This is a genomic window from Methylosinus sporium, assembly GCF_003113265.1.
GTDB classification, from domain to species: Bacteria; Pseudomonadota; Alphaproteobacteria; order Rhizobiales; family Beijerinckiaceae; genus Methylosinus; species Methylosinus sporium.
In genome coordinates, this window is the sequence record NZ_PUIV01000008.1 from 78,110 (window position 1) to 102,075 (window position 23,966).

The following is a 23,966-nucleotide window of genomic DNA, read 5'->3' on the forward strand; positions in this document are numbered from 1 at the left end:
CTCGCGTAATCTACGCAGATTGACGCTCGCCGTCGTCGTCGCCTAAGCCTCCTCGTCATCGACGTCAAAAGGCGTCCTCGTCGAGCGGAGGAAGCGATGGCGGTCTCGGCCGGAAATGCGCGCGCGTTGCGTCTCGCACGCGTCATTCTCGTCAATGTGGCGCTCGCGATCGCTCTGCTCGCCGCGACGGAATTCATCCTCCATCGTCTCTATAATTGGACCAATCCGTTCCTCGATCACGGCGAGAATGCGCTGCGGTCGCGCGATCCCGTGTTCACCCATACGCTGCGGCCCAATTTCGACGGCTATGACGTCTGGGGGCCGGTCACGCCGCGGATTTTCACCAATTCGCTGGGCTTCAAGGATGGCGCGACGCGCAGCGTTCCCGCGATTTCGGATCGTAAGCGGATCGTCTTCATCGGCGATTCCTTCACCGAAGGCGTCGGGCTGCCCTATGAGCAGACCTTCGTCGGCCGCTTCGCGCAGGCGTTTCCCGAGTTCGACGTGCTGAACGCCGGAGTCTCGAGCTATGCGCCATCCGTCTATTACGAGAAGCTGAAATTCTATCTGGACAAAGGCCTGAAGTTCGACGAGGCGATCGTCTACATCGACATTTCGGACATTCAAGACGAGAGCATTTCCTATCGCTATGATCAGAATGGAGCGCTGGAAATCGGGGTTTTCACGCCAAATCCGGAGCAATGCCTGCCGAGCGCCTATCAGCTGCTGACGCGCTCGCCGCCGGGCTGGCTCGAGAAAAGGTCTTTCGTCGCAGAATTCGTTTCCAATCTCATATTCGTGAAAAAGGCCAATGCGGCGAACGCCGGCGCCAGCCTGCGAGAGCTGATGCAGCCCGGGCGCGTGTATAGTCGCGACTGGAGCCGCGCGGTCTGGACCTTCGACGATCAGGCGAGCTGTTATGGCGAGGCGGGCGTCGCCGGCGGCGTTCGCAAAGCGCTGCGGCAGATGGACCGTCTCCACGCGCTTTTGTCGGCGCAGGGCGTCGCGCTTTCGGTCGGTGTCTATCCCTGGCCGCACCAGCTGCTCTACGATGTCGAAAATTCACGCCAAGCGCAAATCTGGCGCGATTGGTGCGCGGGAAAATGCCGCCGGTTCTTCGATCATTTCCCGGCCTTTTTCCAATATAAGGACACGCATTCCGACTATGTGCGGGATCTGTTCTTTTGGGCCGACGTGCATTTCAACGATCGTGGAAACAGCCTCCTCGCGGATGACCTTGTCGCGCAATATCGCCGATGATATCCCGGACGTCGGAACGCGAGGCCTCGGGCGAGACGCCGAGGCCAAATCCGCCATTTCCAAAAAGCTTCGCGCGCGGCGCCGAGCTTTCCGAATGCGCGGTTTGAACGTTCGCGCCGCCCGATCCGCCCTGCCTGTTTCGCTCCCGCTTCCGTCGCGCCGGAACTGCGAGGCCACGAAAAATGCAAAATCGTGGCTTTGATGCGGTTCGATGACGATCGGCGCCGGCTTGTTTTTTCCCGGGTCTCAGCGCAGGGCCAGAAGATGGCCGCGCGTCATGCGCTCGACCAAGAGGCTCATGAAGATCGCGCCGATTGCGAACTCCATGACATAGGCTCGGTCCAAGAATCCCACGCCCACGCCGTCGTAATAGGCGAAACGCATCCATTCGATCGACTGCGCGATCGGATTATAGGATTGCATCGTGCGATAGGGCTCCGGGAGATTGTCCGGCAGAAAAATGGTTCCAGACGCGAACCATAGCAGGATGCGGAGGAGCGAATAGACCAGCGACCACATGGGCACGGCCAGAGCCAGCGTGCCGTTGAAGAAGCCGACGCCGATGCCGAGGAGGATAGAGGCGGCGTAGGCGTAAGCCGCTTGCTCTATGTCGCGCGGCGTCAGATTCTCGCCGACGGACCATCCGATGATGAGGAGGAGCAGGACGACGGCGCAGGAGGAGAGAACCTCCAGCACGATGCTCGCGAGCATGACGTCCATCACCTTGACTTCCGGCAGGCTGAAGAGCGTGCGATTTTGAAGGACAGACATCATCATGAAGGTCGACAGATAGGCCTGCGCCTGGAATGGGACGGCGCCGGTCGCGATGAACAGCAGCGTGCTCTCTCCGACAGGGGCCATGCGGCTGTTGAATACGAACAAAGTAATGATCATCAGAGTATGCGCGAGCGGCCAGGCGAGCGCGATCAGATAGCCGAGGCCGTGACCGAAAAACCGGGTGCGAATATTGCGCAGAATGACAGCGAACATGACGCGGCGCTGGCGCTGAAAGGCGTCCATGAGCTCCGATGTCGCGCTTTGCGTGGCGTACATGGGCTAGCTCCACTCGGTTTCGGCGATGTCCCTGGTCGGGCGGATCGGGGCGAGGACTTGGCCTGGAATAGGATTTGGCCTCGAATAGGTTCCGATTGTGGCGCTCGTGCGGCGCAAATCCGTGCGGGGCCGAGCTTCGACTTTCGCTCCCGGATTCCGGCGCCCCGAATTCCGCCGCCTCGAATTCCGCCGCAGGACTTCGTCGCGCGGCGAGATCGCCGATCGCCCGACCGCGAGGCGCAGAATGGCGCGCTTTTTGTCGAGAGCGCTTCCTTGATCGGGCGGCGGCTTTCTCTTAAAAAAGAATTCGCTGCGCGCTGGCGTCGCGGCGTCGGCGACATCGATTCGGAACGGGTCGTTTCGATGCGCGGCTCCGCGAGCATGACGTCGCGCTGAGCCCTCTCTTTCGACGCCCTGTCTCGCGGACGATGCTGGAGCAAGATTCTCGACGAAGCGCGTCATCCGGTCTCGGCCTTCGGCTGCGAGATATTCGTCGATATTTGAATATTTCGGCGCGTCGCCGCGTCGTGCTCGCCGAAACAGCGGTCTCCATCGTCATCGCGCGCGGAGAGGGGGGCGCGCTGACGCATGTCGGCTGGCTCGCGCTCGCCGGCCTCGCCGTCGCCTGTTTCGATTTCGCGCAGCTCGGATGGTGGGCGGCGCCGACGCTGGTCTTGTTCGGCGCCCTGGCGCTCGCCGCCGTTTTCGATGCGCGTTTTCTCATCATTCCCGATGGGCCGCTGATCGTCCTGCTGCTGCAGGGCCTCGCCATCCTGCCCTCCGATGGCGGCGAGGCCGCGCTGCGTCTAGCGGCGGCGGCCGGCGGCTATGGGACATTGCGGGCGATCGACGCCGCCTATCGACTGCTGCGAGGACGCGCAGGGCTCGGCCTCGCCGATGCGCATCTGCTGGGCCTCGCCGGCCTGTGGCTGGGGCCGGCGGCTCTGCCCGGATGTCTGCTCATTGCGGTCGTTTCAGCGTTCCTCTCTGCCCTCATCGCGGCGCGGAACGGCAGGCTCGCGCAAATGGCGCAGCCAATTCCCTTCGGCCCGCATCTCGCGCTCGGCTTCTGGCTCGGTTGGAGCCTCGGGCCGCTCGAGACGGCTCAGAGCGGGTTTTGACATGCTCTCGCGATGCTTGCTCTCGCCATGTGTGGCGAGCGGGAGAACGTCATCGGCGCCGAAGGCCCCGCGAAGTCGAACGAGGCTCTGGCGCAGCGCTAGGGCGGATGGTAGCCTGGCGTCGTTCCGGGCGCGATGGCGCCGAATAGCGAATGAGCGAGCGGTGATGTCATCGGCGTCGTTCCGGCCGGGGCGCCGCCTCTTCGGGAGGGCGGGGCGCAGGTCGCGTATTTTATGCGTTTTCGCAGCGGTCGCGCCGGCTTGCCTCGTCGCGTCGGCGGCAGATGCGGGAGCGTCCTATTTGTTCGCCACGCCGGGGGCCTGCATCGCTTCGGGGCGCTTCTCGCGAGACGGCTGCAAGAACGCTTTCGCCAATTCGCAGGTCGAATTGCGCGAGAAGGTCCAAAGCTTCGCGACGCGTCGGAAATGCCAGTCGAAATATCGTCTCTGCGAGAAGGACGCCGACGCCGGGGAGTCCTATCGGCCGACATTGCTCGGCGTCGAAATCGCCGTCGGCGGCCGCGAGCCGTCGGCCACGCCCATACTCGCGGTCGAGACGCCGCCGCGCATGTTCGCGGCGCTGCCGATTTCCCGCGCGATCGAGCCGGCGAAGCCTGTTTCAGAAGGCTTCGCGCCGATCGGTCCGGTCGGCCGCTTCCGGGCGAAGGCCGAGCGAGCGGCGGAAGTTTCGCACTCTCGCGACGAGGCGATCGTCGACGTCGATGCGTCGGCGATGCGCGCGCCGGCGCCGCCGATGACGCGCGAGTCGTCGGCGGAGCGGCGCCGACGTCTGCGCGCGGCGCCATTCGTCGAGTGACGCGCAAAAACAGGAGAGGCAGGCTTTCCATCGCGACGGAGGACGGCTTGACAGCGCTTCGCCCTCGGCGGTCAACTCCGTTTCATGCACAGACGAATCGCCATTTGTCGCGTCTTCCGCCGCCCATGAAAATCGTCGGCCTCTTCGCTGGCGTCGGCGGGCTCGAGCTCGGTCTCGCCCGCGCCGGACATGAATGCGTCATGGTCTCCGAAAATTGGCCGCTCGCCGCGCGCGTGCTCGCGACGCATTTTTCGGAGACGCCCAATGTCGGCGACGTCGCCGCGCTGCGCGCTCTGCCGGGCGAGACGGAACTCGTCACCGCCGGCTTCCCTTGCCAAGATTTGAGCCAGGCCGGCCGCACGCAGGGCATCGGCGGGCGCAAGTCCTCGCTGGTCAGCCACGTGTTCCGCCTGCTCGACGCGACGCGCGCGCCCCATGCGCTGCTCGAGAATGTCTCCTTCATGCTGAGTCTCGATCGCGGACTCGCCATGGCGCGGCTGGTCTCGGCCTTCGAGGAGCGCGGCTATCTTTGGGCCTATCGCGTCGTCAACACGCTGGCCTTTCTGCCGCAGCGGCGCGAGCGCGTGCTGTTTCTGGCCTCCCGCCTCGCCGATCCTTCCGACATTCTGCTGGTGGACGAGGCGACGCCGCGTCCACGCGCGACGGCGCTGGCGACGCACGCCCACGGCTTTTATTGGACGGAGGGCGTGCGCGGCCTCGGCTGGGGACAAGATTGCGTGCCGACATTGAAGAACGGCTCGACGCTCGGCATCGCCTCGCCGCCGGCGATTCTCTTGCCTTCCGGCGAGGTGGTGACGCCCGATATTCGCGACGCCGAGCGGCTGCAGGGTTTTCCGGCCGACTGGACCGCGCCGGCCGAGGCGCTGGGCCGTCCCGGCTGGCGCTGGTCGCTCGTCGGCAATGCGGTGAGCACTCCAGTCGCGGAATGGGTCGGCGGCCGGCTCGAGGCGCCGGGGCGCTATGATCCGGCCCGCGACGGCGCGGTTTTGGAGGAGGGCGCCCGCTGGCCCCGCGCCGCGCGCTATGACGGCGAGCGGCGCATCGGCGTCGAGATTTCGGCCTTTCCCGTCTGGCGCGAGCGCGAGCCTCTGCATCTATTCTTGAAGCATGAGGGCAAGCCGCTATCCGAGCGCGCCAGCGCCGGCTTCCTCGCCCGCGCCATGCGGGCGAAGCTGCGATTCGAGCCCGGCTTTCGGGAGGCGGTGGCCGCCCATCTCGAGGCGATGCGCGTCCGCCCCGGCCTCGCCGCCGCCCAATGAGGACGCCGCCGGCTAGCGATCCGGCGCGCTCGGCGCTGATGAAGCGGGTGCGGCAGGCCCGCACCGGAGCGGAGGAGGCCGTCGCCGCGGCGCTGCGGCTGGCCGGGCTCCATTATCGGCGCAACGCCAAGGGCCTGCCCGGCGCGCCGGATTTCGCCAATCGCAGCCGGCGCTGGGCGCTCTTCGTCAATGGCTGCTTCTGGCACCATCACAAGAATTGCCGCCGTGGCACGATCCCCAAACAAAACAACGCCTTCTGGCTGGAAAAATTCGCCGCCAATCGCGCCCGCGACGCCCGCAAGGCCAAGGCTCTGAGGGCGTTAGGGTTTCGCGTCGCGATCCTGTGGGAGTGCGAGGCGCTGGACCCGCCCCGCCTGAAAGAGCGCGTCGCCCGGCTCGCCGGGCTGTGGGGGCGGGGACAATTGGACGAGAAGCGGTAGAGGGCGGTTCACGCCGATCGCCCACGCTTCTGGCCATGCGCCCGTCGAATTGCTACAAGCCGCGCAGGGAGCGGTCTATATTCCGTTCCAGCCCCTCGAGATTCACCGCGAGCCAGTCGAGCCATGCGCAGCGCCAAATACGAGCGCGACACGAAAGAGACCCGTATCGCCGTCGCCGTCGATCTCGACGGCGAGGGCAAATCCGATATTTCGACCGGGATCGGCTTTTTCGACCATATGCTCGACCAGATCGCGCGCCATGCGCCGCTCGACCTCACCGTCGCGGCCAAGGGCGATCTGCACATAGACGGCCATCATACGGTCGAGGATGTGGGCATTGCGCTCGGCAAGGCGGTGGATCAGGCGCTCGGCGACCGCAAGGGCATCGCCCGCTATGGCGACGCCCATGTGCCGCTGGACGAGGCGCTCTCCCGCGTCGTGGTGGACGTCTCCGGCCGGCCTTTCCTCGTCTTCGGCGTCGCCTTTCCGGCGGCCAAGATCGGCGAGTTCGACACGGAGTTGGTGCGCGAGTTCTTCCAGGCTTTCGCCACCAATGCGCGTATCGGCCTGCATGTGGAGGCGCTGCGCGGCGTCAATTCGCATCATATCGCGGAGTGCTGCTTCAAGGGCTTCGCCCGCGCCCTGGGCAAGGCGACGGCGCCCGATCCGCGCCGCGGCGGCGTGGTGCCCTCCACCAAAGGCACGCTCACCGGCTGAAAGGGAGGCGGGCCTATGGCCGTCTACACCGTCCTTATACCCAAGGCCGCGCCGGGCGAGGCTCCGCCGCCGGAGCGAATCGTTTTTCTGCGCGACGGCTTCTCGACGCCGGCCTTTCTCTTCGGGCCTTTGTGGCTGTTGTGGCGGCGGGCGTGGCTGCCGGCCGTCCTATGGACAGCCGCGCTCGTGCTGATCCTCGGCGGCGGCGCGGCTCTGGGGATCAATCCCGCGGCGGTCTCGGTCTTGCAGCTGGCGCTCGGCCTGCTGCTCGGCCTCGAGGGGCCGCGGCTCGTCGCCTGGTCGCTCGAACGCAAGGGTTACACGGAGAGCGCCGTAATGGTCGCGGCTAGGATCGATGAGGCCGAGGACGTGTTTTTCGCCAATTGGCGCCCCTCCGGCGTCCTCCCGACGACCGCGCCGCCGTCCGGCGGCCGGGCGGCGATGCGTTCGGTCATCGGCGGCCTTTTCGAGGAGCCGCGCGCGTGACCACGGCGATCATCGATTACGGATCGGGCAATCTGCACTCCGCCGCCAAGGCCTTCGAGCGCGCTGCGCGGGAAGGGGAGTGGGCGGAGATCACCGTCACCAATGATCCGGATGTCGTGCGCCGGGCAGAGCGCATCTGCTTGCCGGGCGTCGGCGCCTTTCGCGACTGCCGCAGCGGCCTCTCCGCCCTCGCCGGGCTGGACGAGGCGCTGCGCGAGGCGGTGATCGAGCGCGGCCGGCCGTTCCTCGGAATATGCGTCGGGATGCAGCTGATGGCGACGCGCGGCCTCGAGCATGGCGAGGCGGCAGGTCTCGGCTGGATCGCCGGCGATGTCGCGGTCATCGAGCCCGCGGATAAGAGCCTGAAAATTCCCCATATGGGCTGGAACACGCTGGAGCTGACGCGCCCGCATGCGCTCTTTTCCGGCATCCCCACCGGAAAGGACGGGCTGCACGCCTATTTCGTGCACTCCTACCAATTCCTGCCTACATCGCCCGACCATATCGTGGCGACGACCGATTACGGCGCTCCGCTGACCGCGGCGGTGGCGCGTGACAATCTCGTCGGCACGCAATTCCATCCCGAGAAGAGCCAGAGGCTCGGCCTCGCGCTCATCGCGAATTTTCTGAGGTGGCGTCCGTGATCCTGTTTCCTGCGATCGATCTCAAAGAGGGTCAATGCGTGCGCCTCGTCGAAGGCGAAATGTCCTCGGCGACCGTGTTCAACGACGATCCGACCGCGCAGGCGCAGGCCTTCGCCGCGCAAGGCTTCGAATATCTGCATGTCGTCGATCTCGACGGCGCCTTCGCCGGCGCGCCGATGAACGCGCTCGCCGTCGAGGGCATTCTCGCCAACATAAAGATTCCGGTGCAGCTCGGCGGCGGTATTCGCGAGATGCGCACCATCTCGCGCTGGCTCGATAAGGGGATTTCGCGCGTCATCATCGGCACGGCCGCGGTGCGCGACCCGACTTTGGTGCGCGAGGCGGCGCGGCTCTATCCGGGCCGCATAGCGGTGGGCATTGACGCCAAGGACGGCTTCGTCGCCGTCGAAGGCTGGGCGCGCCGCACCCATGTCTCGGCGCAAGATTTGGGGCGCAGCTTCGAGGACGCCGGCGTCGCCGCCATCGTCTACACCGACATTTCGCGCGACGGCGTGCTGAAGGGCCTCAACATAGAGGCGACGCTGGCGCTCGCCGATGCGCTGAGCATTCCGGTCATCGCCTCGGGCGGCCTCGCTTCGCTCGCGGATATAGAGCGGCTGCTGCAACCCGACTGCAAAAAGCTCGCGGGCGCGATCACCGGCCGCGCGCTCTATGACGGGCGGCTCGATCCGGCGGAAGCGCTGGCGCTGATCCGCCAGTCCCGGCAGGCGTCGACGAACGAGGGATAGAATGCTCAAATCCCGCGTCATCCCCTGCCTGGACGTGAAAGAGGGCCGCGTCGTCAAAGGCGTCAATTTCGTCGATCTGCGCGACGCCGGCGATCCGGTCGAATGCGCCATCGCCTATGACGCCGCCGGCGCCGACGAGCTGTGCTTTCTCGATATCACCGCGAGCCACGAGAATCGCGGCATCATGCTCGACGTCGTGCAGCGCACGGCGGAGGCCTGCTTCATGCCGCTCACCGTTGGCGGCGGCGTGCGCGTCGAGGACGATATTCGCAATCTCCTGCTCGCCGGCGCCGACAAGGCCTCGATCAATTCGGCCGCTGTGGCGGATCGTCAATTCGTGCGCGAGGCGGCCGAGAAATTCGGCTCGCAATGCATCGTCGTCGCCATAGACGCCAAGCGCATCGGAGATCATTGGGAGATCTTCACCCATGGCGGCCGCCGCCCGACGGGCATAGATGCGGTCGAATACGCCAAGGAGGTCACGAGCCTCGGCGCCGGCGAGATATTGCTCACCTCCATGGATCGTGACGGCGCCAAAATCGGCTTCGACATAGAGCTGACGCGCGCCGTGGCGGACGCCGTCGACGTGCCGGTCATCGCCTCGGGCGGCGTCGGGACGCTGGATCATCTCGTCGAAGGCGTGCGCGAAGGCCATGCTTCCGCCGTTCTCGCGGCGTCTATTTTCCACTTCGGCGAGTTCACCATCCCGCAGGCGAAGCGATATATGGCGAAAGCGGGCATACCGATGCGTCTCGACGGCCTGGAGCCCTCATGAGCGATTTTTCTCTCGCCGATCTCTCCCGAATCATCGCATCGAAGCGAGGCGCAGACGCCGCGCAGTCCTACACCAAGAGCTTGTTCGAGGCCGGAACGCCCCGCATCGCCAAGAAATTCGGCGAGGAGGCGGTGGAGACCGTCATCGCCGCCATGGAGGGCGACCGCAAAAATCTGACGAGCGAGGCCGCCGACACGCTCTATCATCTGCTCGTGCTGTTGGAAGCGGGCGGCGTCACGCTCGCGGAAGTTCTCGCCGAGCTGGAGACGCGCACGGTCCAATCCGGCCATGCGGAAAAAGCGTCGCGCGGAGAGCGGAAATGAACGCCGAGGCTTATCTGGGAGCCGGCGTCGCGCTGTCGCCCTATCGGCGCTTCACCCGCGCCGAATGGGCGAGCCTGCGCGCCGACACGCCGCTCACGCTCACGATCGACGATCTCACGCGGCTCAAATCGCTCGACGATCCGATCTCGCTGGAAGAGGTCATCGAGATCTATTTGCCGCTCTCGCGCCTGCTCGCGCTCTATGTCGCGGCGACGCAAGGCCTGTTCAAAGCGACGCAGCGGTTTCTGGGCGCCGAGGACGGCAAGATGCCCTACATTATCGGCGTCGCCGGCTCGGTCGCCGTGGGCAAATCCACGACGGCGCGCATCCTCAAGGCGTTGCTGTCGCGCTGGCCCAACACGCCGAAGGTGGAGCTCGTCACCACCGATGGTTTTCTCTATCCAAACGCCGTGCTCGAGCGCGACGGGCTGATGGACAAGAAGGGCTTTCCCGAGAGCTATGACAATCGCGCGCTGCTGCGCTTTCTCTCCGATGTGAAGGCCGGCCAGCGCAATGTCGCGGCGCCGGTCTATTCGCATCTGACCTATGACGTCGTGCCCGATGAATTCTTCTATGTCGATCGGCCGGACATTCTCATCGTAGAAGGCGTGAATGTGCTGCTCGCCAGCCGTCCGCGCGGCGATGGGCGCGAGATTCCCTTCGTCTCGGATTTCTTCGATTTCTCGGTCTATCTCCACGCCGAGGAGAGCGTGCTCGAGCAATGGTATGTGGAGCGCTTCCAGCGCCTGCGCGAGACGGCCTTCCGCGATCCACTCTCCTATTTCAAGAAATACGCGGATCTCGATGACGAGGAGACGATGCGCGTCGCCAAAGATATTTGGACGCGCATCAATCTCGAAAATCTGCGCCGCAACATTTCGCCGACGCGCCCGCGCGCCAGCCTGGTGCTGACCAAAGGCGCGGACCATCGCATAGAGGAAGTCGCGCTGCGGAAGCTGTGACGCGCGTCAGCCGTCGCGCGCGAGCGCGAGCAGCCGTCGGCAATCTTCCGCGAGGCGGGCCTCGCGAATATTGGCGACGCCGAGCAGCAGGCCGCGCGGCCGCGGCTCTTCCGCATACCATGGCGACAGGGGAGCCGGCGCCAATCCCGCGGCGACGGCGCGCGCGGCGATGGCGAGATCGTCGGCGTCCTCCGGCAGATCGAGCTTCAATGAGAGGGCGCAGGCGGAAATCTTCGCGTCTTCGCCCGCCGCTTCGCGTAGCGCGATCGTCAGCGCATGTCGTCGCGCTGCATAGAGGCGTTTCATGCGCCGCAAATGGCGCAGGAAATGCCCCTCGGCGATGAAGGCTGCGACCGCGCGCTGCGTTGCAGGGGCTGGCGCCGGAGCGAGGCAGGCGGCGATCTGCGCGAAGCGGGCGGCGAGCGCCGGCGGCGCGATGAGGAAGCCGAGCCGCAGCGCGGGGCTCATCGTCTTGCTGAATGTGCCGGCGTAGACGACGCGGCCGTCGCGGTCGAGCGAGGCGAGCGCTGGCGCGGCGCGGCCGTCGAGCTGCAATTCGCCGAGATAATCATCCTCGATCACATGAGCGCCCGTCTCGCTCGCCCAGCGCAGCAGCGCGAGCCGACGCGGAAGCGACATGGCCATGCCGAGCGGCGCCTGCTGGCTCGGCGTTACCGCGGCGAGAGCGGCGCGCGGCGCTCGCCGGACGGCCTCGGCGACATCGAGGCCCTGCGCGTCGACCCGGACGGGGACGGCCTCCAATCCGGCGAAACGCAGCGCCTCGCGCGTGACGGGAAAGGCCGGCTCTTCGAGCCAGACCTCGCGCCCCGCGAGCGGCAGCGCGCGCAGCGCGAGGCCGAGCGCGCCGAAATAGCCCGTCGTCACGATCACCTGCTCCGGCGCGCAATGGAGTCCGCGCGCTACGGCGAGATAGGCGCAGATCGTGCGGCGCAGCTCGATCTCGCCGCGCGGATCGGGATAGGCGAGCGGCGCGGCGGCAGCGGCGCGGGCGGCCTGCGCCGAGAGCCGCGACCATAGCGCATGTGGAAAGGCGTCATGCGCCGGAAGGCAGGGCCGAAAGAGCAGCGGCGCGCGCTCGTAATCCTGAAACGGCCATGACAGGGGCGGCGCAGCGGGCGCCTCGGCCTGCCTCGGGTCCAGAGGCGGGCGTTCGGCGACGCGGGTGCCGCGCGCGCCGTCGGCCTCCGCCAATTGCTCGTCGACGAGCCGCTCATAGGCCGCTCGCGTGGTGCCGCGCGCGACGCCGAGCTGAGCGGAGAGATCGGTCCAGGAGGGTAGGCGCGCGCCGGCCGCGAGCCGCTGCTCGACGATGGCCGCGCGAATGGCGGCGTAGATCTGCTCGGAGAGAGGCGTCTTCGCCTTGCGGTCAATGTCGATCGGCAGCGGCTGCATCGGCGAATGGTACAAGAATTTGCTCGAATCTCGATGCTTTTTTCTGGCTCGAATGGCGTGCATGGTCCGCTCGCCCCGAATGATGGAGCCCAGCCATGCGCCCTGTCGCATTTTTTCTCTTCGGTCTGCTCGCCCTCGCGCCGCCCGCCGCGGCGCATGACGCCTCCGGCCCGCAGGTCACTCTGCTGTCGCGCGCGGAAATTCCAAATCTGCCCGGCAAGAGCCTCGTCAGCGTGCTGGTCGTCTATCCGCCCGGCGGCAAATCGCCGCCGCATCGCCACGCCGCTTCCGGATTCATCTACGCCTATGTGCTCGCTGGCGCGATGCGCAGCGCCACGGACGCGGGCGCGGCGGAACTTTTCCGCGCCGGCCAGAGTTGGTTCGAGCCGCCGGGCGCGCGCCATGTGGTGAGCGAGAACGCGAGCGACACAGAGCCGGCGCGATTGCTCGCTATATTCGTCGTCGATTCGAGCGAGACGCTTCTGACCCTTCCCGATGCAGGAGAGAGAGAATGACCAGCCGCCTCGATTACAATCACGCTGCGCCCGAGGGCATGAAGGCGCTCGGCGCCGTGCATAGCTATGTCGGCGCGAGCCTCGGCAAGGCGCTCGCCGAGCTCGTCTATCTGCGCGTCTCGCAGATCAACGGCTGCGCCTATTGTCTCGATCTGCATACGCGCGCGCTCGTGGCTGAAGGCTTTTCCGTGGAAAAGCTCGCGCTGGTCTCGGTCTGGCGCGAGGCGGAGGCGCTGTTCTCGGAGCGTGAGCGGGCCGCTCTCGCCTGGGCGGAGACGGTGACGAAAGTCGCCGAGACCACCGTGCCGGACGCGGAATTCGCGGCGGTCTCGGCGCAATTCTCCGGGAAGGAGCTCGCCGATCTCACTCTCGCGATCAGCCTGATGAACGCCTATAATCGCATGGCCATCTCCTTTCGCGCGACGCCCGCCGCGGTGAAGCGCGCCGCGAGCCATGCGTAGCGAGAGAGGGCTCGACTGGGTGAGCTTTCTGCTCGCCGATGTGCAGAGCGGCGTCGGGCCGTTTCTGGCCATTTATCTGTGGTCGAGCCAGCATTGGGACGCCACCCATATCGGCGTCATCATGACCATCGCCGGCGCGGCGACAGTGGCGGCGCGCGCCCCTGCCGGCGCGCTGGTCGATTGGACGCTCGGCAAGCGCGGGCTCATCGCCGCGGGCGCGCTGCTCGTCGCGGCGGGCACTGCGGCGCTCGGTCTTTTTCCGTTTTTCTGGCCCGCGGCCGCGGCGCAGACCATCATCGGCGCCTGCGACGCTGTGTTTCCGCCGGCCATAGCGGCGATCAGCCTCGGCGTCGTCGGCCGCGCGTTCTTCGCCGAGCGCGTCGGCCGCAATGAAGCCTTCAACCATGCCGGCAATGTCGTGACGGCGATCGCGGCCGGGCTCGCCGGCTGGCTGATCGCGCCGGTCGCCGTGCTCTGGCTCGTCGTGCTGCTCGCCTGCGCCAGCGCCCTCGCGCTGGTGATGATCGACGCGAGCGAGATCGACCATCGCGCCGCGCGCGGTCTCGCGGACGGCGACGACGACCCCGACGATGGCGCGCGCCCGAGCGGGCTGCGCGTGATCTTCGAATCGCGCCCGCTGCTGATCTTCACCGCGGCGATCACGCTGTTTCATTTCGCCAACGCCGCAATGCTGCCGCTCGTCGGCGAAAGGTTGAGCGAGGGGCGCGACCAGACCGGCTCGCTGTTCATGGCCGCCTGCATCATCGCCGCCCAGGCGGTGATGATTCCCATGGCCGCCCTCGTCAGCGCGAAAGCCGATCTCTGGGGCCGCAAGCCGCTGCTGCTCGCTGGCTTCGCCGCGCTGCCGATCCGCGGGCTGCTCTACACATTTTTCGACGATCCGGCCTATCTCGTCTCCATCCAACTGCTCGATGGCGTCGGCGCAGGCCTGTTCGGCGCTCTGTTCTTCATCGTGATCGACGATCTCACCGAGGGGACGGGCCATTACAGCCTCGCGCTCGGCGCCTCCGGCGCATGCTGGGGCGCGGGCGCCGCGCTCAGCAATGTGGTCGCCGGCGCGCTCGTCGACACTGCCGGTTTCAACGTCGCTTTTCTGTTTCTCTCCGCCGTCGCGGCGCTCGCTTTTCTGCTGCTCTGGCTCGGCATGCCGGAAAGCGCTAAGCCAGAGCGATCCGCCGCTTGAACGCGTGAGTCCGAATGGCTGAAAGAGAACGCTCGCCCTTTGTCGCGGCGCTGCTGGCGGTCGCGCTCGTCTTCGTCGGCGCGCTCGCGGCCTCGGCCGGCGCGACGCTGCTCGCCTCGCTTCCGGCGCTGCTCGCCGGCGGCGCGTCGCCGGCCTGGACGCACGCTATCGCCATCATCGTCTTCGCGGGGACCTATGTCGTCATCGCGCTCGGCGAGGCGCCGGGGCTGCGGCTCGATCGCGCCGGCGCGGCGCTGCTCGGCGCCAGCCTCATGGTCGGGCTCGGCGTGCTGCCGCTGGACGCGGCCTATCGCGCCATTGATTTCGACACGATCACTCTTCTGCTCGGCATGATGATCGTCGTCGCCAATCTGCGCCTCTCCGGCTTTTTTCGCTTGGCGAGCAATTTCGTCGTCGCGCGCGCGAAGACGCCGCTCGCTCTGCTCGCCGCCATCGTGCTGGTGACGGGCGCTTTCTCGGCCTTTCTCGTCAATGACGCCATCTGCCTGGTGATGACGCCACTGACGCTCGAGCTGACGAAGCGCCTGAAACGCGATCCGCTGCCCTATCTCCTCGCCGTGCCCATGGCCTCCAATGTCGGCAGCGTGGCGACGATCACCGGCAATCCGCAGAACATGATTATCGGCGGCCTGTCGCATATTCCCTATGGCGCCTTCGCCGCGGCGCTGTGGCCGGTCGCCGCCTTTGGCCTGCTCGCCACTTTCGTTCTGGTGGCGCTGTTCTACCGCGGCGAGTTTCTCACGCGGGAGCCTCTGCCCGTCGCGGCGCCTGCGCCTGCGCGTGCGCGCGGCTTTCTCGTCGTCAAATCCGTGCTGGTGACGCTCGCCATGATGGCGCTCTTCTTCGCCGGCCAGCCGGTGGCGAAGGTCGCTATCGTGGGCGGCGCGCTGCTGCTGGTCACGCGCCATGTGAAGGCGGAGAAGGTCTATCGCGAGATCGATTGGCCGCTGCTCTTGATGTTCGTCGGCCTGTTCATCGTCGTCGAGGGACTCGAGACCACTGTGCTGACGCCGGAGGCGGTCGCTTCCATCGGCCGCTTCGATCTCGCCAACGCCGGCGTTCTGGCGGTGGTGTCGGCGGTTCTCTCCAATCTCGTCAGCAATGTGCCGGCGGTGCTGGCGTTGAAGCCTTTCCTCGCCGGCGCCGCCGATCCGCAGCGCGCCTGGCTCGTCGTCGCCATGGCTTCGACGCTCGCCGGCAATCTGACGCTCATCGGCTCCGTCGCCAATCTCATCGTCGCCGAGCGCGCCCGCGCCGCCGGCGTCTCCATCGGTTTCTGGGCCTATTTCAGGATCGGCGCGCCGCTGACGCTGATCACCATCGCCTTCGGCGCATGGTTTCTGTGACGCGAGGCAACTTTTCGTCTCGCGCCGCGTTTTTTATGCAGAGCGGGCCGGGGGCTCACGAGGGGAGGTCGAAAATGGCGACCGCAATCCCGAAGCTCCACATGATCTCGAGCGAGCATATCGTCGGCGCGAAGGTCTTCGATCAGAGCGGCAAGGAGATCGGCGAAATCGATCATCTGATGATCGATCCTGCGACCGGCCAGGCGCGCTACGCCATCGTCAACTTCTGCGGCTTCATGTGCCTGCGCAAGGGGCATCACGCCGTGCCCTGGAATGCGCTCTGCTATGACGTCGATCAGCGCCGCTATGTCACCTCGGTGACCGAGCATCTGCTCGAGGACGCGCCCGAATATGACGAGTCGAGCTGGGCCGATCGCGACTGGGAGACGCGCATCCACGCCCATTACGGCGCGGCTCCCTATTGGGAGGGCGCGGGGCGGTAGCGAGGCGCCGCACAGGCGCTACCCTCGACAATATCGGTCTTCGGGGTTAGCCGAGCAAAATGGCTAAACGCTCCTGTACGAAGAAGCAGCGTTCGACGGAGAATCGCGAACCCGTCCCGGATTGCCACGTCATCCTTTTGGATGCGGCAGGCCGGGACGCGTTCATGTCGGCGCTCGAGGGGCCCTCTCGACTGCATCCTCGGCTGAAACGCTTGTTCGAGGTTCTATTTTCAGCACGAAACGATGACACGCTCCCATCAAATATGAATCGCCCGCCCGAAGGCGTCGAGCGCGCTCTCATGCATCGTCTCCGATAGCGTCGGATGCGGGAAAATGGTCTCCATCAGCTCCGCCTCCGTCGTCTCCAGATTCATCGCGATCACGAAGCCTTGAATCAGCTCCGTCACCTCCGCGCCGATGAGATGCGCGCCGAGCAGGCGTCCGCTCTTTGCGTCGAAGATGGTCTTCACCAGGCCCTCTGTCTCGCCCATGGCGATGGCCTTGCCATTGGCGATATAGGGAAAGCGTCCGATCTTCGGCTCATGTCCGGCCGCTTTCGCCGCCGCTTCCGTGAGGCCGACCGAGGCGATCTGCGGATGGCAATAGGTGCAGGCGGGAATGCGCGTGCGCTCGATCGGATGCGGCGACAGCCCGGCGATCGCCTCCGCGCAGACGACGCCTTCATGCTCCGCCTTATGGGCGAGCATGGGCGGGCCGGCGACATCGCCGATCGCATAAATTCCTGAGACATTGGTGCGGCCGAACCCGTCGGTGAGAACGACGCCGCGATCGGTTTTCACGCCCAGAGCCTCCAGCCCCAGCCCCTCGCTATTGGGAACGACGCCCACGGCGGAGATGACGCGCTCGGCCTCGACGCTCTGCTCGCCGCTCTCGGTCGCGATCGTCGCAACGACGCCATTGTCGCTCTTGTCGAGCTTCGCGAGCTTGGCGCTGGTGATGATTTTTATCCCCTGCTTCTCGAAGGATTTGCGCGCCAGCGCGGCGATCTCCGCGTCCTCCGCCGGCAGGATTTGCGGCAGCGCCTCCACCAGCGTCACCTGCGCCCCGAAGGTCGAATAAAAGGACGCGAATTCGACGCCGATCGCGCCGCCGCCGACGACGAGCAGCGATTTCGGCATGGAAGGCGGCAGCAGCGCCTCGAAATAGGTCCAGATGCGCTCGCCGTCCGGCTCGAGGCCCGGCAGAGCGCGTGGCCGCGCGCCGGTCGCGATGATGATGTGCTTGGCCGAATAGACGCCTTCGCCGAGAATGTTCTTCGGCCGGGGGAATTGCGGGCGCGCGGTTCCCTTGGGCGCGGCGACGCGAATCTCGCCCGGCGCGGCGAGCGCGGCCTCGCCCCAGATCACATCGATCTTGTTCTTCTTGCACAGGAACTCGACGCCGGCGTTGAGCCGCCCGGCGACCGCGCGCGAGCGTTTCACCAGCGCCTCGGCGTCGAAGGAGACTTCGCCCTCTATGCGCAGGCCGAAATCCTTCGCATGTTTCGCGAGACGAAAGACATCGGCCGAGCGCAGCAGCGCCTTGGTGGGAATGCAGCCCCAATTGAGGCAAATGCCGCCCAAATGCTCGCGCTCGACAATGGCCGTCCTCAGCCCGAGCTGCGCGGCGCGGATGGCGGCGACATAGCCGCCCGGCCCGCCGCCGATGACGATGAGATCATAAGAATTGGCCATGGAAGCCCTCGCGAGTCGTTCGGCGGTCTCTCGCCTCGGAGCGCTCGGGTGGATGCGGAAAGGCGCGCTGCTCACCCTCCCCTTCAGGCGGAGGGTCGGATGGCGAAGCCATCCGGGGTGGGGTTTACAGCCGAGACTCGGCGGTCATCCCCTCCCGAGCGCCTGCGGCGCTCGACCTCCCCCTCTAGGGGGAGGTGGAAACGCGCCTCGTCTCGTTCATCCGATCGCTCGCAGCGAATTTGGGTCGCTCGAGCCAGTCCGAGCGCGAGCGCTCTCCTATGTGGCCGATGCGCGCGCCGGGCGCCATAGGCGCGAGGCGTCAGGGCCGCGTCAGCTGCCGGCGCCGCTCGGCGCGCCCGCGCCGCTCGAAATGCGCGCGGGCGGAAGAATAGCGGCCGCGCGCGATCAGAAAAGCGACATCGGGATTGCGCGCGACATAGGCTTCGGCGTCGAAATTCGCCGGCGTCGCGAGGATGTCGTGCGGAATCATCTGCACGCGTCCTTCAATGCGGCCATAGCGCGCAAAATGCGCGCGACCGGAGAGGATGCGGCCGCGCCGCACCGATTCGGCCACATCGGGATTGGCGTAGAGATAGGCGCGCTCGTCGAAATTCTCGAGCGTCGCGACTTCGGCGCAGGTCGCTTCGGGAGGCAGCCTGTGGGTGGGCTCCCCGTGGTGCGGCGCTACGGGCGCCAGAGCGCGCAGGCCGGACCAGAGCCGGCGCAGAGCGCGGCCGCCGGAATCGATGGCCGCTTCGAGCCGCAAGGGCGCCAGCGTCGCGGGACCAATGCGCTCGCCGTGCTCATGGGCGCGCGCGGCCATGTCGTGAAAGCGCAGAAAATGCGCATAGCCGCGCGGATCGCGCCGATAGAGCTGGCCGAGAAGATCGTCGCCGGGCGGCGCCCCCGCCGCGAGACGGCGCGCATCCTTCGCCTTGGGGCCGTGGAAATGCACGATGGATGCGCTCCATTCGACGCCCCAATAGGGCTTCCAATGCATTGCGAGCGGCAGATGGTCCCAGCGCCCGGCGAAATGCGCATTGAGGACTTCCTGATCGTAATGATGCGGGAGACCGAGAAAATCCCGCGCCCGCCGCATCAGCGGCTCATATTCGGCGCGCATGGCCGGGATGTTGAGGAGCAGCACGCCCGAGCAGAATTGCGACCACTCATGCGGCTCGTGCTGCGGCGCGGCGGCGAAATAGCGCGGCCGCAGCGGCGATAGCTCGACCCGCCGCGCGAACAGCACGTCGCAATCGGTGTAGAGGACGAATTCGTCCTTCGTCTCGATGAGGGGAATCTCGAACCGCAGAAAGGCGCCGGCGGCGATGGAGCGGCTCCAGTCCGGCGTCTCCGGCGTCGCCTCTATGACCTCGATGAGGCCGGAGCGCCGGCTGTGGATATGGACGGGCGCGTCATGGCCGAGACTGGCGCGGAGCCGGTCCGCCTCGCCGTCGAAGACGAGATGCGGCTCGAGCCCCGCTATGTCGATCGCCGTGCGGACGGCGACGCGCAAATGCTCGGCATAGCGGTCGAGAGCCGACGCATTCAGGCAGGAATACCATTTCATCCGAAAGGATTCCCGGGTCGAAGCGTCGGCGCCGATGGATCAGGCCGTCTGCGGCAGCGCGGCCTTGGCCTTCTCGACGATGGCCTTGAAGGCCTCCGGCTGGGTGATGGCGAGCTCGGACAGAACCTTGCGGTCCACCGTGACGCCGGCCTTGGCGAGGCCGTCGATGAAGCGGCTGTAGGTCAGGCCCAGCTCACGCACGGCGGCGTTGAGGCGCTGAATCCACAGGGCGCGGAAGACGCGCTTCTTGGCCTTGCGGTCGCGCGTCGCATATTGCATCGAGCGGTCGACCGCGGCTTTGGCGGCGCGGATGGTGTTCTTGCGACGGCCGTAGAAGCCTTTGGCGGCATCCAGGGTCTTCTTGTGCTTGGCGTGCGAGGTGACGCCGCGTTTGACGCGAGCCATGACATGATCCTTTCAGGAAATCCGAAATCGGGGGAAGGGGAGAAGCTCAGCCGTTGGGCAGGAAATACTTCTTGACGTTGTCGCCGTCCGTCTTGAACAGGACGGAGGTCCCGCGCAGATTTCGGATCTGCTTGTTGGTGCGCTTGATCATGCCGTGGCGCTTGCCCTTCTGGGCATAGACCACCTTGCCGGTGCCGGTGATCTTGAAGCGCTTTTTGGCGCCCGATTTGGTCTTCAGCTTGGGCATTTTGCTCTCCTGGGCGCGAGGCCCTGTTCTGCGCGCCGGTCTCCCGGCGCTTTATTCGCGCGAGCGAAAAGAACCGCCACGGCAGCCCATCACTGGCCGGGCGGTTCGGAAGCGCGGCTTATAAGCGGAAAGACAGGAGGTTGGCAAGCCCGCCCGGCGGGACGAGCAAGTGAATGCAGAAACCGGCGTCACACATTCAGAGACACTGCGACCGTCATGGCCGGGCTTGTCCGGCCATCCACGCCAAGCAGCTGAGAAACAAAAGGATGTGTATTCACGGCCCTCGCGCCTTTCCGGCGTTCTGGACCGTCTACGCCCCGCGCCGCGGATTGGCCAGCCGCCACAGCCAGAGGCAGAGGCCCAGCAGCACGATCAGCGCCACTGCGCTCGGCCACAGCGGCATGGAGGAGCCGCCGACCTGAATATCCGGCTGCGTCGCCAGACGCCCCGCCTGTCCGAGCGCCATCAGGCCGAAAACAACCGCCGCCACTTTCAATCCGGTGATTTGGGAGTCCATCGCTTCGTCCTCCAGAAATCCTCGGTGCGCTCATATAAAAGCGCGCGCGGCGAGGAAAAGGGCGCGCGGTTGCGGCCCGGCCTCGCTCGGCCTATCTGCTGGTCACTTGCAGCGGAGGCTTCGATGCGGCAGCCGACGATTTTCATCTCCCATGGCGGCGGTCCCTGCTTCTGGCTCGACGGCCCCTCGGGTCGCGCCTTCGACGGGCTGAAGGCCTATCTCAGCGGCCTGCTCGCCTCTCTGCCGGAGCGTCCGCGCGCCATTCTCATCGTCTCGGCGCATTGGGAGGAGAAGCGGGTCACTCTTGGCGCGGCGAGAGCGCCCGGCATGATCTTCGATTACTACGGCTTTCCCGAGCACACCTATCGTCTGAGCTATCCCGCGCCCGGCGCGCCGGAACTGGCCGAGCAGGCGCGTGGCCTGCTGGCCGCGGCCGGCGTCGAGACGGCGCTGGACGCCGCGCGCGGCTTCGACCATGGCGTCTTCGTGCCCATGCTGATCGTCGATCCCGGCGCGACGATTCCGATTCTCACTCTGTCTTTGCGCGACGATCTCGATCCCGCCTTTCACATCGGCGTCGGCGCGGCGCTCGAGCCTCTGCGCGATGAGGGCGTTCTCATTCTCGGCAGCGGCAACAGCTTCCACAATCTGCACACTTTCTTCGACGGCGAGGCGAAGGCCGCCGCCGGCTTCGACGCCTGGCTGACCGAGGCCGCGACGAAGCCGAGCGCAGAGGTGCGCAATGCGCTGCTCGCGCAGTGGAGCGCGGCGCCTTTTGCGCGCGCGTGCCATCCGCGCGAGGAGCATCTTCTGCCGCTGATGGTCGTCGCCGGCGCCGCTGGAGCGGACGCCGGACGCCGCGTCTTTCGCGATGCGGTCATGAGCAAGGCGATTTCCGGCTTCGCCTTCGGCTGAGAGCCATTCCCGATCGCGCGTCGGGAAGGGCCGCTCGACCGTTCACGCCGCGTCGCGCGCTTCCGCCGGTCCGAAATGATCGAGATAGCGCGCCTCGATCTCCGCGACGCGCAAGACGACGAACACATCCGTCGTGTTGAACTTGCGATCGACGACGGCGCCGTCGCCGAATTTGGCGCCGCAGCGCAGATAGCCTTTGATCAGCGGCGGCAGCGCGCTCATCGCCTTGCGCGGATCGACGGCCTCTTTCGCCAGCATCTCCATCGGCACATGCATTTCGCGCCGCGCGCTCACGCGCCAATCCTCGTCGGCGCGCGCATGATGCGCGAGAAAGCTCAGCGCCGCCGCATGGGCGAGCGGATTGGCGCCCTCGAGACTCGCGCAGCCGATCATCGCATCGATGCGATAATGCCGCACATAAGCGAGAATGCCGCGCCACAAGAGCTCGATCGTGCGCTTGCTGCGATATTGCTCGAGCACGCAGGAGCGGCCGAGCTCGAGAAAACGCGTTCCACCGTGGCGGGCGAGGAGCGGCGCAATGTCGTATTCGCCAGCGGAATAGAAGCCGCTCTTCTTCTGCGCGACATCGTCGCGTAGCAGCCGATAGGCCCCGACCACTTTGGGCTTGATCTTGCCGAAGCGCGTGCGCGCCGCATGATCGATGACGATGAGATGATCGCAGAATTTGTCGAAGCGATCGGCGTCGCGCCGCGTGATCGCGGCTTTGGCGTCGGGAATTGCGCCGCCCTTGCGAAAGAACACTTTGAAGCGCAGCCGCTGCGCCTTGCGGATTTCTTTTTTTCCGTTGGCGAGCCGCACCTCGAGCGAGCCGAGCCGCGCGAGCGCGCCGTCGAGTCCGCCATGCTTGTTCTTTTTCGGCTTCAGGAGATTTTGCGGCTGCAGCAGGGGAAAAGCGCCGGCGATGATCTTGCGGCCGGCGTCGGCGTGGATCGCCCACATTTCGCGTATCGTCTCCGCTCGTGTCGCGCTCGCGCTTTCGAGCGCTTCGGATCAGCGCGTTAGATCACGAGCGGGCGAAGCTTTTGTGACGACGCGCGGCGTTTGGACTGCGAGCCTTCGGGCTCGCATCGCGCGGGCGGCTCATCGAGACGGCGCGCGAAGATGCGCGCCGTCTCTTTCGTCTTTCCTCAGCGTCGGTGCGTCTCGGCCTGCGGACCGGAGAGCAGCGGCGTGATTCGACGCACGGTCACGCGGCGATTCTCGCGCGAGGGGCCTTGCGTCCGCACTTTGAGATATTGCTCGCCATAGCCTTGCGTCGTCAGATTTTCCGGCGGCACGCCGAAGTCGCGCGACAATATCGTCGCCACCGACTGCGCGCGACGATCGGAGAGCGACAGATTGTCGACGTCCGAGCCCACCGCATCCGTGTGGCCTTCGATCAGGAACACTTCGGCGGGATCGCGCTTGATCGCCTCGTTGAGCGCCTCAGCGACCAATACGAGACGCTGCGCCTGATCCGGCGTGATCGCCCAGGAGCCCGTGTCGAAATTGATCGTGTCTATATCGACGCTGCGCGTATAGGCGCGCAGAGACGGGCTGTAGCGAATCTCGTCCAGCGTGTAGCGGCGCGGCATGGGCGCGAGCGGCGGCGCCGTCAGCGTCTCATAGATCAGACGTTCGTCGGCGGCGCCGTAATCGACGACATAGGCGTCCGGCGCGATCTCCACCGGCGGCGGCGGCAGCACGACCACCTCCTCCGCAAAGCCGCGCGGCGGACCGCGGAAGCCATTGTCGATGAGAATGATCTCGCGGCCGTCGGGGAAGCGGCGCAGGCGGCGCAGCAGCACGCCATTGGCGTCGGTGTAGGTCAGCACCTCGCCGCCATCGCGGCGGGCGTAGACGCTCACAAACTCCTCGCCGTGACGCTCGCTGCGCAAATTGCCGCCGAGCTCGCGGAAACGTTCGTTCTCGTCGTGACGGATGAAGGCGCCGCCGCCTTCGCGCACGATGGTGCGGCCGGGCTCCTGCACGACGAGCACGCCGTCACGCTCGAATTGCTGGCGCCGGGCATGGACATCGTCTAGCCGATGCGCGCCGGGCTGGCTCAGCACGAAGCCGCCGACGAGGCCGGCCGCCGCGCCGATCGCCGCCGCAGCCGCCGGCGACACCCGTGGCCCGCCGCCGTGAGGCGGGGCCGGCGGTGGGCCGAGAGGCGGAGCCGGTTGTGAGACGAGAGGCGGAGCCGGTTGTGAGGCGAGAGGCGGAGTCGGGCCAGCGGCTCCATGAGCGCCGCCGGCCTGGGGCGGAATATGAGCCGCGCCCGCGGCGCCGGGGGCTGCCGCGCTGGGGACCATGCCGGTCGGGGCTGCGGCGGACGGTGTGGCGGGCGGAACGGCGCCGGAGCCCCCCGGGGGCAGGAAGCGTCCGCCGGCGCCCGCATGATCGGCCGGGCCTCCGGGCGGCGGGCTATTGGGCTGCGGCGCGCCTCCGCCGGGCGGAGCGGCGGAGGGCAGGAAATTGCCGCCCTGGTTTCCTACGGGCGGGGCCGCCGAATGCGGTCCGCTGAGATGCGCCGGCGCGCCGGCGGGTCCGGTCGGAGGGAGGCTATCGGCGCCATTGGCGGGCGG

At 66.6% G+C, this 23,966-nt stretch carries 27 protein-coding genes; 18 read left to right on the forward strand and 9 right to left on the reverse strand.

Annotated features, from left to right (window positions below; genetic code table 11):
• The first annotated feature begins 96 nt into the window (after nt 1-96).
• Nucleotides 97-1,260, forward strand: a complete 1,164-nt coding sequence (locus C5689_RS07955) for an SGNH/GDSL hydrolase family protein (protein WP_108916741.1) — start codon at nt 97-99, stop codon at nt 1,258-1,260.
• 246 nt (nt 1,261-1,506) lie between these two features.
• On the opposite strand, the gene C5689_RS07965 is transcribed toward C5689_RS07955, so the two are convergent.
• A complete protein-coding gene (locus C5689_RS07965; RefSeq protein WP_108916743.1) occupies nt 1,507-2,313 on the reverse strand; it encodes an ABC transporter permease in 807 nt (268 codons plus the stop codon).
• 527 nt (nt 2,314-2,840) lie between these two features.
• On the opposite strand from C5689_RS07965, the gene C5689_RS07975 reads away from it, so the two are divergent.
• From C5689_RS07975 to coaA, 11 genes are all read left to right on the forward strand, one after another.
• Nucleotides 2,841-3,434, forward strand: coding sequence for a prepilin peptidase (locus tag C5689_RS07975; protein WP_244594629.1), 594 nt, complete (start codon nt 2,841-2,843; stop codon nt 3,432-3,434).
• Nucleotides 3,435-3,735: 301 nt separating this feature from the next.
• Nucleotides 3,736-4,251 (forward strand): hypothetical protein, encoded by a 516-nt coding sequence (locus C5689_RS07980; RefSeq protein WP_108916746.1) that lies wholly within the window; start codon nt 3,736-3,738, stop codon nt 4,249-4,251.
• Between the two features lie 104 nt (nt 4,252-4,355).
• Nucleotides 4,356-5,531, forward strand: a complete 1,176-nt coding sequence (locus tag C5689_RS07985) for a DNA cytosine methyltransferase (RefSeq protein WP_244594630.1) — start codon at nt 4,356-4,358, stop codon at nt 5,529-5,531.
• On the forward strand, nt 5,528-5,971 hold the full coding sequence (locus C5689_RS07990; protein WP_108916748.1) for a very short patch repair endonuclease: 444 nt from the start codon (nt 5,528-5,530) through the stop codon (nt 5,969-5,971). Before C5689_RS07985 ends, C5689_RS07990 begins: the two co-directional genes overlap by 4 nt.
• Nucleotides 5,972-6,094: 123 nt before the next feature.
• A complete protein-coding gene (hisB, locus tag C5689_RS07995; protein WP_108916749.1) occupies nt 6,095-6,688 on the forward strand; it encodes an imidazoleglycerol-phosphate dehydratase HisB in 594 nt (197 codons plus the stop codon).
• 15 nt (nt 6,689-6,703) lie between these two features.
• The gene (locus C5689_RS08000) at nt 6,704-7,174 is read left to right on the forward strand and encodes a DUF2628 domain-containing protein (protein WP_108916750.1); all 471 of its coding nucleotides are present in this window, start codon (nt 6,704-6,706) and stop codon (nt 7,172-7,174) included.
• The gene (gene hisH, locus C5689_RS08005) at nt 7,171-7,818 is read left to right on the forward strand and encodes an imidazole glycerol phosphate synthase subunit HisH (RefSeq protein ID WP_108916751.1); all 648 of its coding nucleotides are present in this window, start codon (nt 7,171-7,173) and stop codon (nt 7,816-7,818) included. The genes C5689_RS08000 and hisH overlap by 4 nt, the downstream gene beginning before the upstream one ends.
• Entirely contained in the window at nt 7,806-8,567 is a 762-nt protein-coding gene (hisA, locus tag C5689_RS08010; protein ID WP_108916752.1) for a 1-(5-phosphoribosyl)-5-[(5-phosphoribosylamino)methylideneamino]imidazole-4-carboxamide isomerase, read from the forward strand. The genes hisH and hisA overlap by 13 nt, the downstream gene beginning before the upstream one ends.
• Nucleotide 8,568: 1 nt before the next feature.
• Nucleotides 8,569-9,342: an imidazole glycerol phosphate synthase subunit HisF gene (hisF, locus tag C5689_RS08015; RefSeq protein WP_108916753.1), complete on the forward strand. Its 774-nt coding sequence runs from the start codon at nt 8,569-8,571 to the stop codon at nt 9,340-9,342.
• Nucleotides 9,339-9,665, forward strand: a complete 327-nt coding sequence (locus C5689_RS08020) for a phosphoribosyl-ATP diphosphatase (protein WP_108916754.1) — start codon at nt 9,339-9,341, stop codon at nt 9,663-9,665. The genes hisF and C5689_RS08020 overlap by 4 nt, the downstream gene beginning before the upstream one ends.
• The gene (gene coaA / locus C5689_RS08025; protein WP_108916755.1) at nt 9,662-10,627 is read left to right on the forward strand and encodes a type I pantothenate kinase; all 966 of its coding nucleotides are present in this window, start codon (nt 9,662-9,664) and stop codon (nt 10,625-10,627) included. The genes C5689_RS08020 and coaA overlap by 4 nt, the downstream gene beginning before the upstream one ends.
• A gap of 6 nt (nt 10,628-10,633) precedes the next feature.
• Here the strand turns inward: coaA and pdxR are convergent, their stop codons facing one another.
• Nucleotides 10,634-12,040, reverse strand: coding sequence for a MocR-like pyridoxine biosynthesis transcription factor PdxR (gene pdxR, locus C5689_RS08030; protein WP_108916756.1), 1,407 nt, complete (start codon nt 12,038-12,040; stop codon nt 10,634-10,636).
• A 95-nt stretch (nt 12,041-12,135) separates the two neighbouring features.
• On the opposite strand from pdxR, the gene C5689_RS08035 reads away from it, so the two are divergent.
• From C5689_RS08035 to C5689_RS08055, 5 genes are all read left to right on the forward strand, one after another.
• The gene (locus tag C5689_RS08035; protein WP_108916757.1) at nt 12,136-12,555 is read left to right on the forward strand and encodes a cupin domain-containing protein; all 420 of its coding nucleotides are present in this window, start codon (nt 12,136-12,138) and stop codon (nt 12,553-12,555) included.
• Nucleotides 12,552-13,016 carry a carboxymuconolactone decarboxylase family protein gene (locus C5689_RS08040; protein WP_108916758.1) on the forward strand — a complete coding sequence of 155 codons (465 nt, stop codon included), beginning with the start codon at nt 12,552-12,554 and terminating at the stop codon, nt 13,014-13,016. Before C5689_RS08035 ends, C5689_RS08040 begins: the two co-directional genes overlap by 4 nt.
• Nucleotides 13,009-14,220: an MFS transporter gene (locus C5689_RS08045; RefSeq protein ID WP_108916759.1), complete on the forward strand. Its 1,212-nt coding sequence runs from the start codon at nt 13,009-13,011 to the stop codon at nt 14,218-14,220. The genes C5689_RS08040 and C5689_RS08045 overlap by 8 nt, the downstream gene beginning before the upstream one ends.
• 14 nt (nt 14,221-14,234) lie before the next feature.
• On the forward strand, nt 14,235-15,587 hold the full coding sequence (locus C5689_RS08050) for an anion transporter (protein WP_108916760.1): 1,353 nt from the start codon (nt 14,235-14,237) through the stop codon (nt 15,585-15,587).
• 74 nt (nt 15,588-15,661) lie between these two features.
• Entirely contained in the window at nt 15,662-16,030 is a 369-nt protein-coding gene (locus C5689_RS08055) for a PRC-barrel domain-containing protein (RefSeq protein ID WP_166142997.1), read from the forward strand.
• 257 nt (nt 16,031-16,287) lie between these two features.
• On the opposite strand, the gene lpdA is transcribed toward C5689_RS08055, so the two are convergent.
• The 5 genes from lpdA to C5689_RS08080 all read right to left on the reverse strand — a co-directional run bounded on the left by lpdA (nt 16,288) and on the right by C5689_RS08080 (nt 20,463).
• Complete coding sequence (gene lpdA, locus C5689_RS08060) at nt 16,288-17,724, reverse strand: dihydrolipoyl dehydrogenase (protein WP_108916762.1); 1,437 nt, start codon at nt 17,722-17,724, stop codon at nt 16,288-16,290.
• 319 nt (nt 17,725-18,043) lie between these two features.
• Nucleotides 18,044-19,294 (reverse strand): glycosyltransferase family protein, encoded by a 1,251-nt coding sequence (locus C5689_RS08065; protein WP_108916763.1) that lies wholly within the window; start codon nt 19,292-19,294, stop codon nt 18,044-18,046.
• A gap of 39 nt (nt 19,295-19,333) precedes the next feature.
• Nucleotides 19,334-19,699, reverse strand: coding sequence for a 50S ribosomal protein L20 (gene rplT / locus C5689_RS08070; RefSeq protein WP_018264711.1), 366 nt, complete (start codon nt 19,697-19,699; stop codon nt 19,334-19,336).
• A gap of 46 nt (nt 19,700-19,745) precedes the next feature.
• A complete protein-coding gene (gene rpmI, locus C5689_RS08075) occupies nt 19,746-19,946 on the reverse strand; it encodes a 50S ribosomal protein L35 (protein ID WP_018264712.1) in 201 nt (66 codons plus the stop codon).
• 310 nt (nt 19,947-20,256) lie between these two features.
• Nucleotides 20,257-20,463, reverse strand: coding sequence for a hypothetical protein (locus tag C5689_RS08080; protein WP_244594631.1), 207 nt, complete (start codon nt 20,461-20,463; stop codon nt 20,257-20,259).
• 123 nt (nt 20,464-20,586) lie between these two features.
• On the opposite strand from C5689_RS08080, the gene C5689_RS08085 reads away from it, so the two are divergent.
• A complete protein-coding gene (locus C5689_RS08085; protein ID WP_108916764.1) occupies nt 20,587-21,378 on the forward strand; it encodes a DODA-type extradiol aromatic ring-opening family dioxygenase in 792 nt (263 codons plus the stop codon).
• Nucleotides 21,379-21,420: 42 nt separating this feature from the next.
• Here C5689_RS08085 and olsB read toward each other — a convergent pair whose 3' ends face one another.
• Together olsB and C5689_RS08095 are read right to left on the reverse strand one after the other, a co-directional pair.
• Entirely contained in the window at nt 21,421-22,338 is a 918-nt protein-coding gene (olsB, locus tag C5689_RS08090) for a l-ornithine N(alpha)-acyltransferase (protein WP_108916765.1), read from the reverse strand.
• 188 nt (nt 22,339-22,526) lie between these two features.
• Entirely contained in the window at nt 22,527-23,507 is a 981-nt protein-coding gene (locus tag C5689_RS08095) for an OmpA family protein (protein WP_244594632.1), read from the reverse strand.
• Nucleotides 23,508-23,966: the final 459 nt, after the last annotated feature.

What these genes read in the sequence shown, in the direction of transcription:
- C5689_RS07955 (WP_108916741.1), top strand. Translation starts at nt 97, where the DNA reads ATGGCGGTCTCGGCCGGAAATGCGCGCGCGTTGCGTCTCGCACGCGTC.
- C5689_RS07965 (WP_108916743.1), bottom strand. Translation starts at nt 2,313, where the DNA reads ATGTACGCCACGCAAAGCGCGACATCGGAGCTCATGGACGCCTTTCAG.
- C5689_RS07990 (WP_108916748.1), top strand. Translation starts at nt 5,528, where the DNA reads ATGAGGACGCCGCCGGCTAGCGATCCGGCGCGCTCGGCGCTGATGAAG.
- hisB (WP_108916749.1), top strand. Translation starts at nt 6,095, where the DNA reads ATGCGCAGCGCCAAATACGAGCGCGACACGAAAGAGACCCGTATCGCC.
- C5689_RS08000 (WP_108916750.1), top strand. Translation starts at nt 6,704, where the DNA reads ATGGCCGTCTACACCGTCCTTATACCCAAGGCCGCGCCGGGCGAGGCT.
- hisF (WP_108916753.1), top strand. Translation starts at nt 8,569, where the DNA reads ATGCTCAAATCCCGCGTCATCCCCTGCCTGGACGTGAAAGAGGGCCGC.
- C5689_RS08020 (WP_108916754.1), top strand. Translation starts at nt 9,339, where the DNA reads ATGAGCGATTTTTCTCTCGCCGATCTCTCCCGAATCATCGCATCGAAG.
- coaA (WP_108916755.1), top strand. Translation starts at nt 9,662, where the DNA reads ATGAACGCCGAGGCTTATCTGGGAGCCGGCGTCGCGCTGTCGCCCTAT.
- pdxR (WP_108916756.1), bottom strand. Translation starts at nt 12,040, where the DNA reads ATGCAGCCGCTGCCGATCGACATTGACCGCAAGGCGAAGACGCCTCTC.
- C5689_RS08035 (WP_108916757.1), top strand. Translation starts at nt 12,136, where the DNA reads ATGCGCCCTGTCGCATTTTTTCTCTTCGGTCTGCTCGCCCTCGCGCCG.
- C5689_RS08040 (WP_108916758.1), top strand. Translation starts at nt 12,552, where the DNA reads ATGACCAGCCGCCTCGATTACAATCACGCTGCGCCCGAGGGCATGAAG.
- C5689_RS08045 (WP_108916759.1), top strand. Translation starts at nt 13,009, where the DNA reads ATGCGTAGCGAGAGAGGGCTCGACTGGGTGAGCTTTCTGCTCGCCGAT.
- C5689_RS08050 (WP_108916760.1), top strand. Translation starts at nt 14,235, where the DNA reads ATGGCTGAAAGAGAACGCTCGCCCTTTGTCGCGGCGCTGCTGGCGGTC.
- C5689_RS08055 (WP_166142997.1), top strand. Translation starts at nt 15,662, where the DNA reads ATGGCGACCGCAATCCCGAAGCTCCACATGATCTCGAGCGAGCATATC.
- lpdA (WP_108916762.1), bottom strand. Translation starts at nt 17,724, where the DNA reads ATGGCCAATTCTTATGATCTCATCGTCATCGGCGGCGGGCCGGGCGGC.
- C5689_RS08065 (WP_108916763.1), bottom strand. Translation starts at nt 19,294, where the DNA reads ATGAAATGGTATTCCTGCCTGAATGCGTCGGCTCTCGACCGCTATGCC.
- rplT (WP_018264711.1), bottom strand. Translation starts at nt 19,699, where the DNA reads ATGGCTCGCGTCAAACGCGGCGTCACCTCGCACGCCAAGCACAAGAAG.
- rpmI (WP_018264712.1), bottom strand. Translation starts at nt 19,946, where the DNA reads ATGCCCAAGCTGAAGACCAAATCGGGCGCCAAAAAGCGCTTCAAGATC.
- C5689_RS08080 (WP_244594631.1), bottom strand. Translation starts at nt 20,463, where the DNA reads ATGGACTCCCAAATCACCGGATTGAAAGTGGCGGCGGTTGTTTTCGGC.
- C5689_RS08085 (WP_108916764.1), top strand. Translation starts at nt 20,587, where the DNA reads ATGCGGCAGCCGACGATTTTCATCTCCCATGGCGGCGGTCCCTGCTTC.
- olsB (WP_108916765.1), bottom strand. Translation starts at nt 22,338, where the DNA reads ATGTGGGCGATCCACGCCGACGCCGGCCGCAAGATCATCGCCGGCGCT.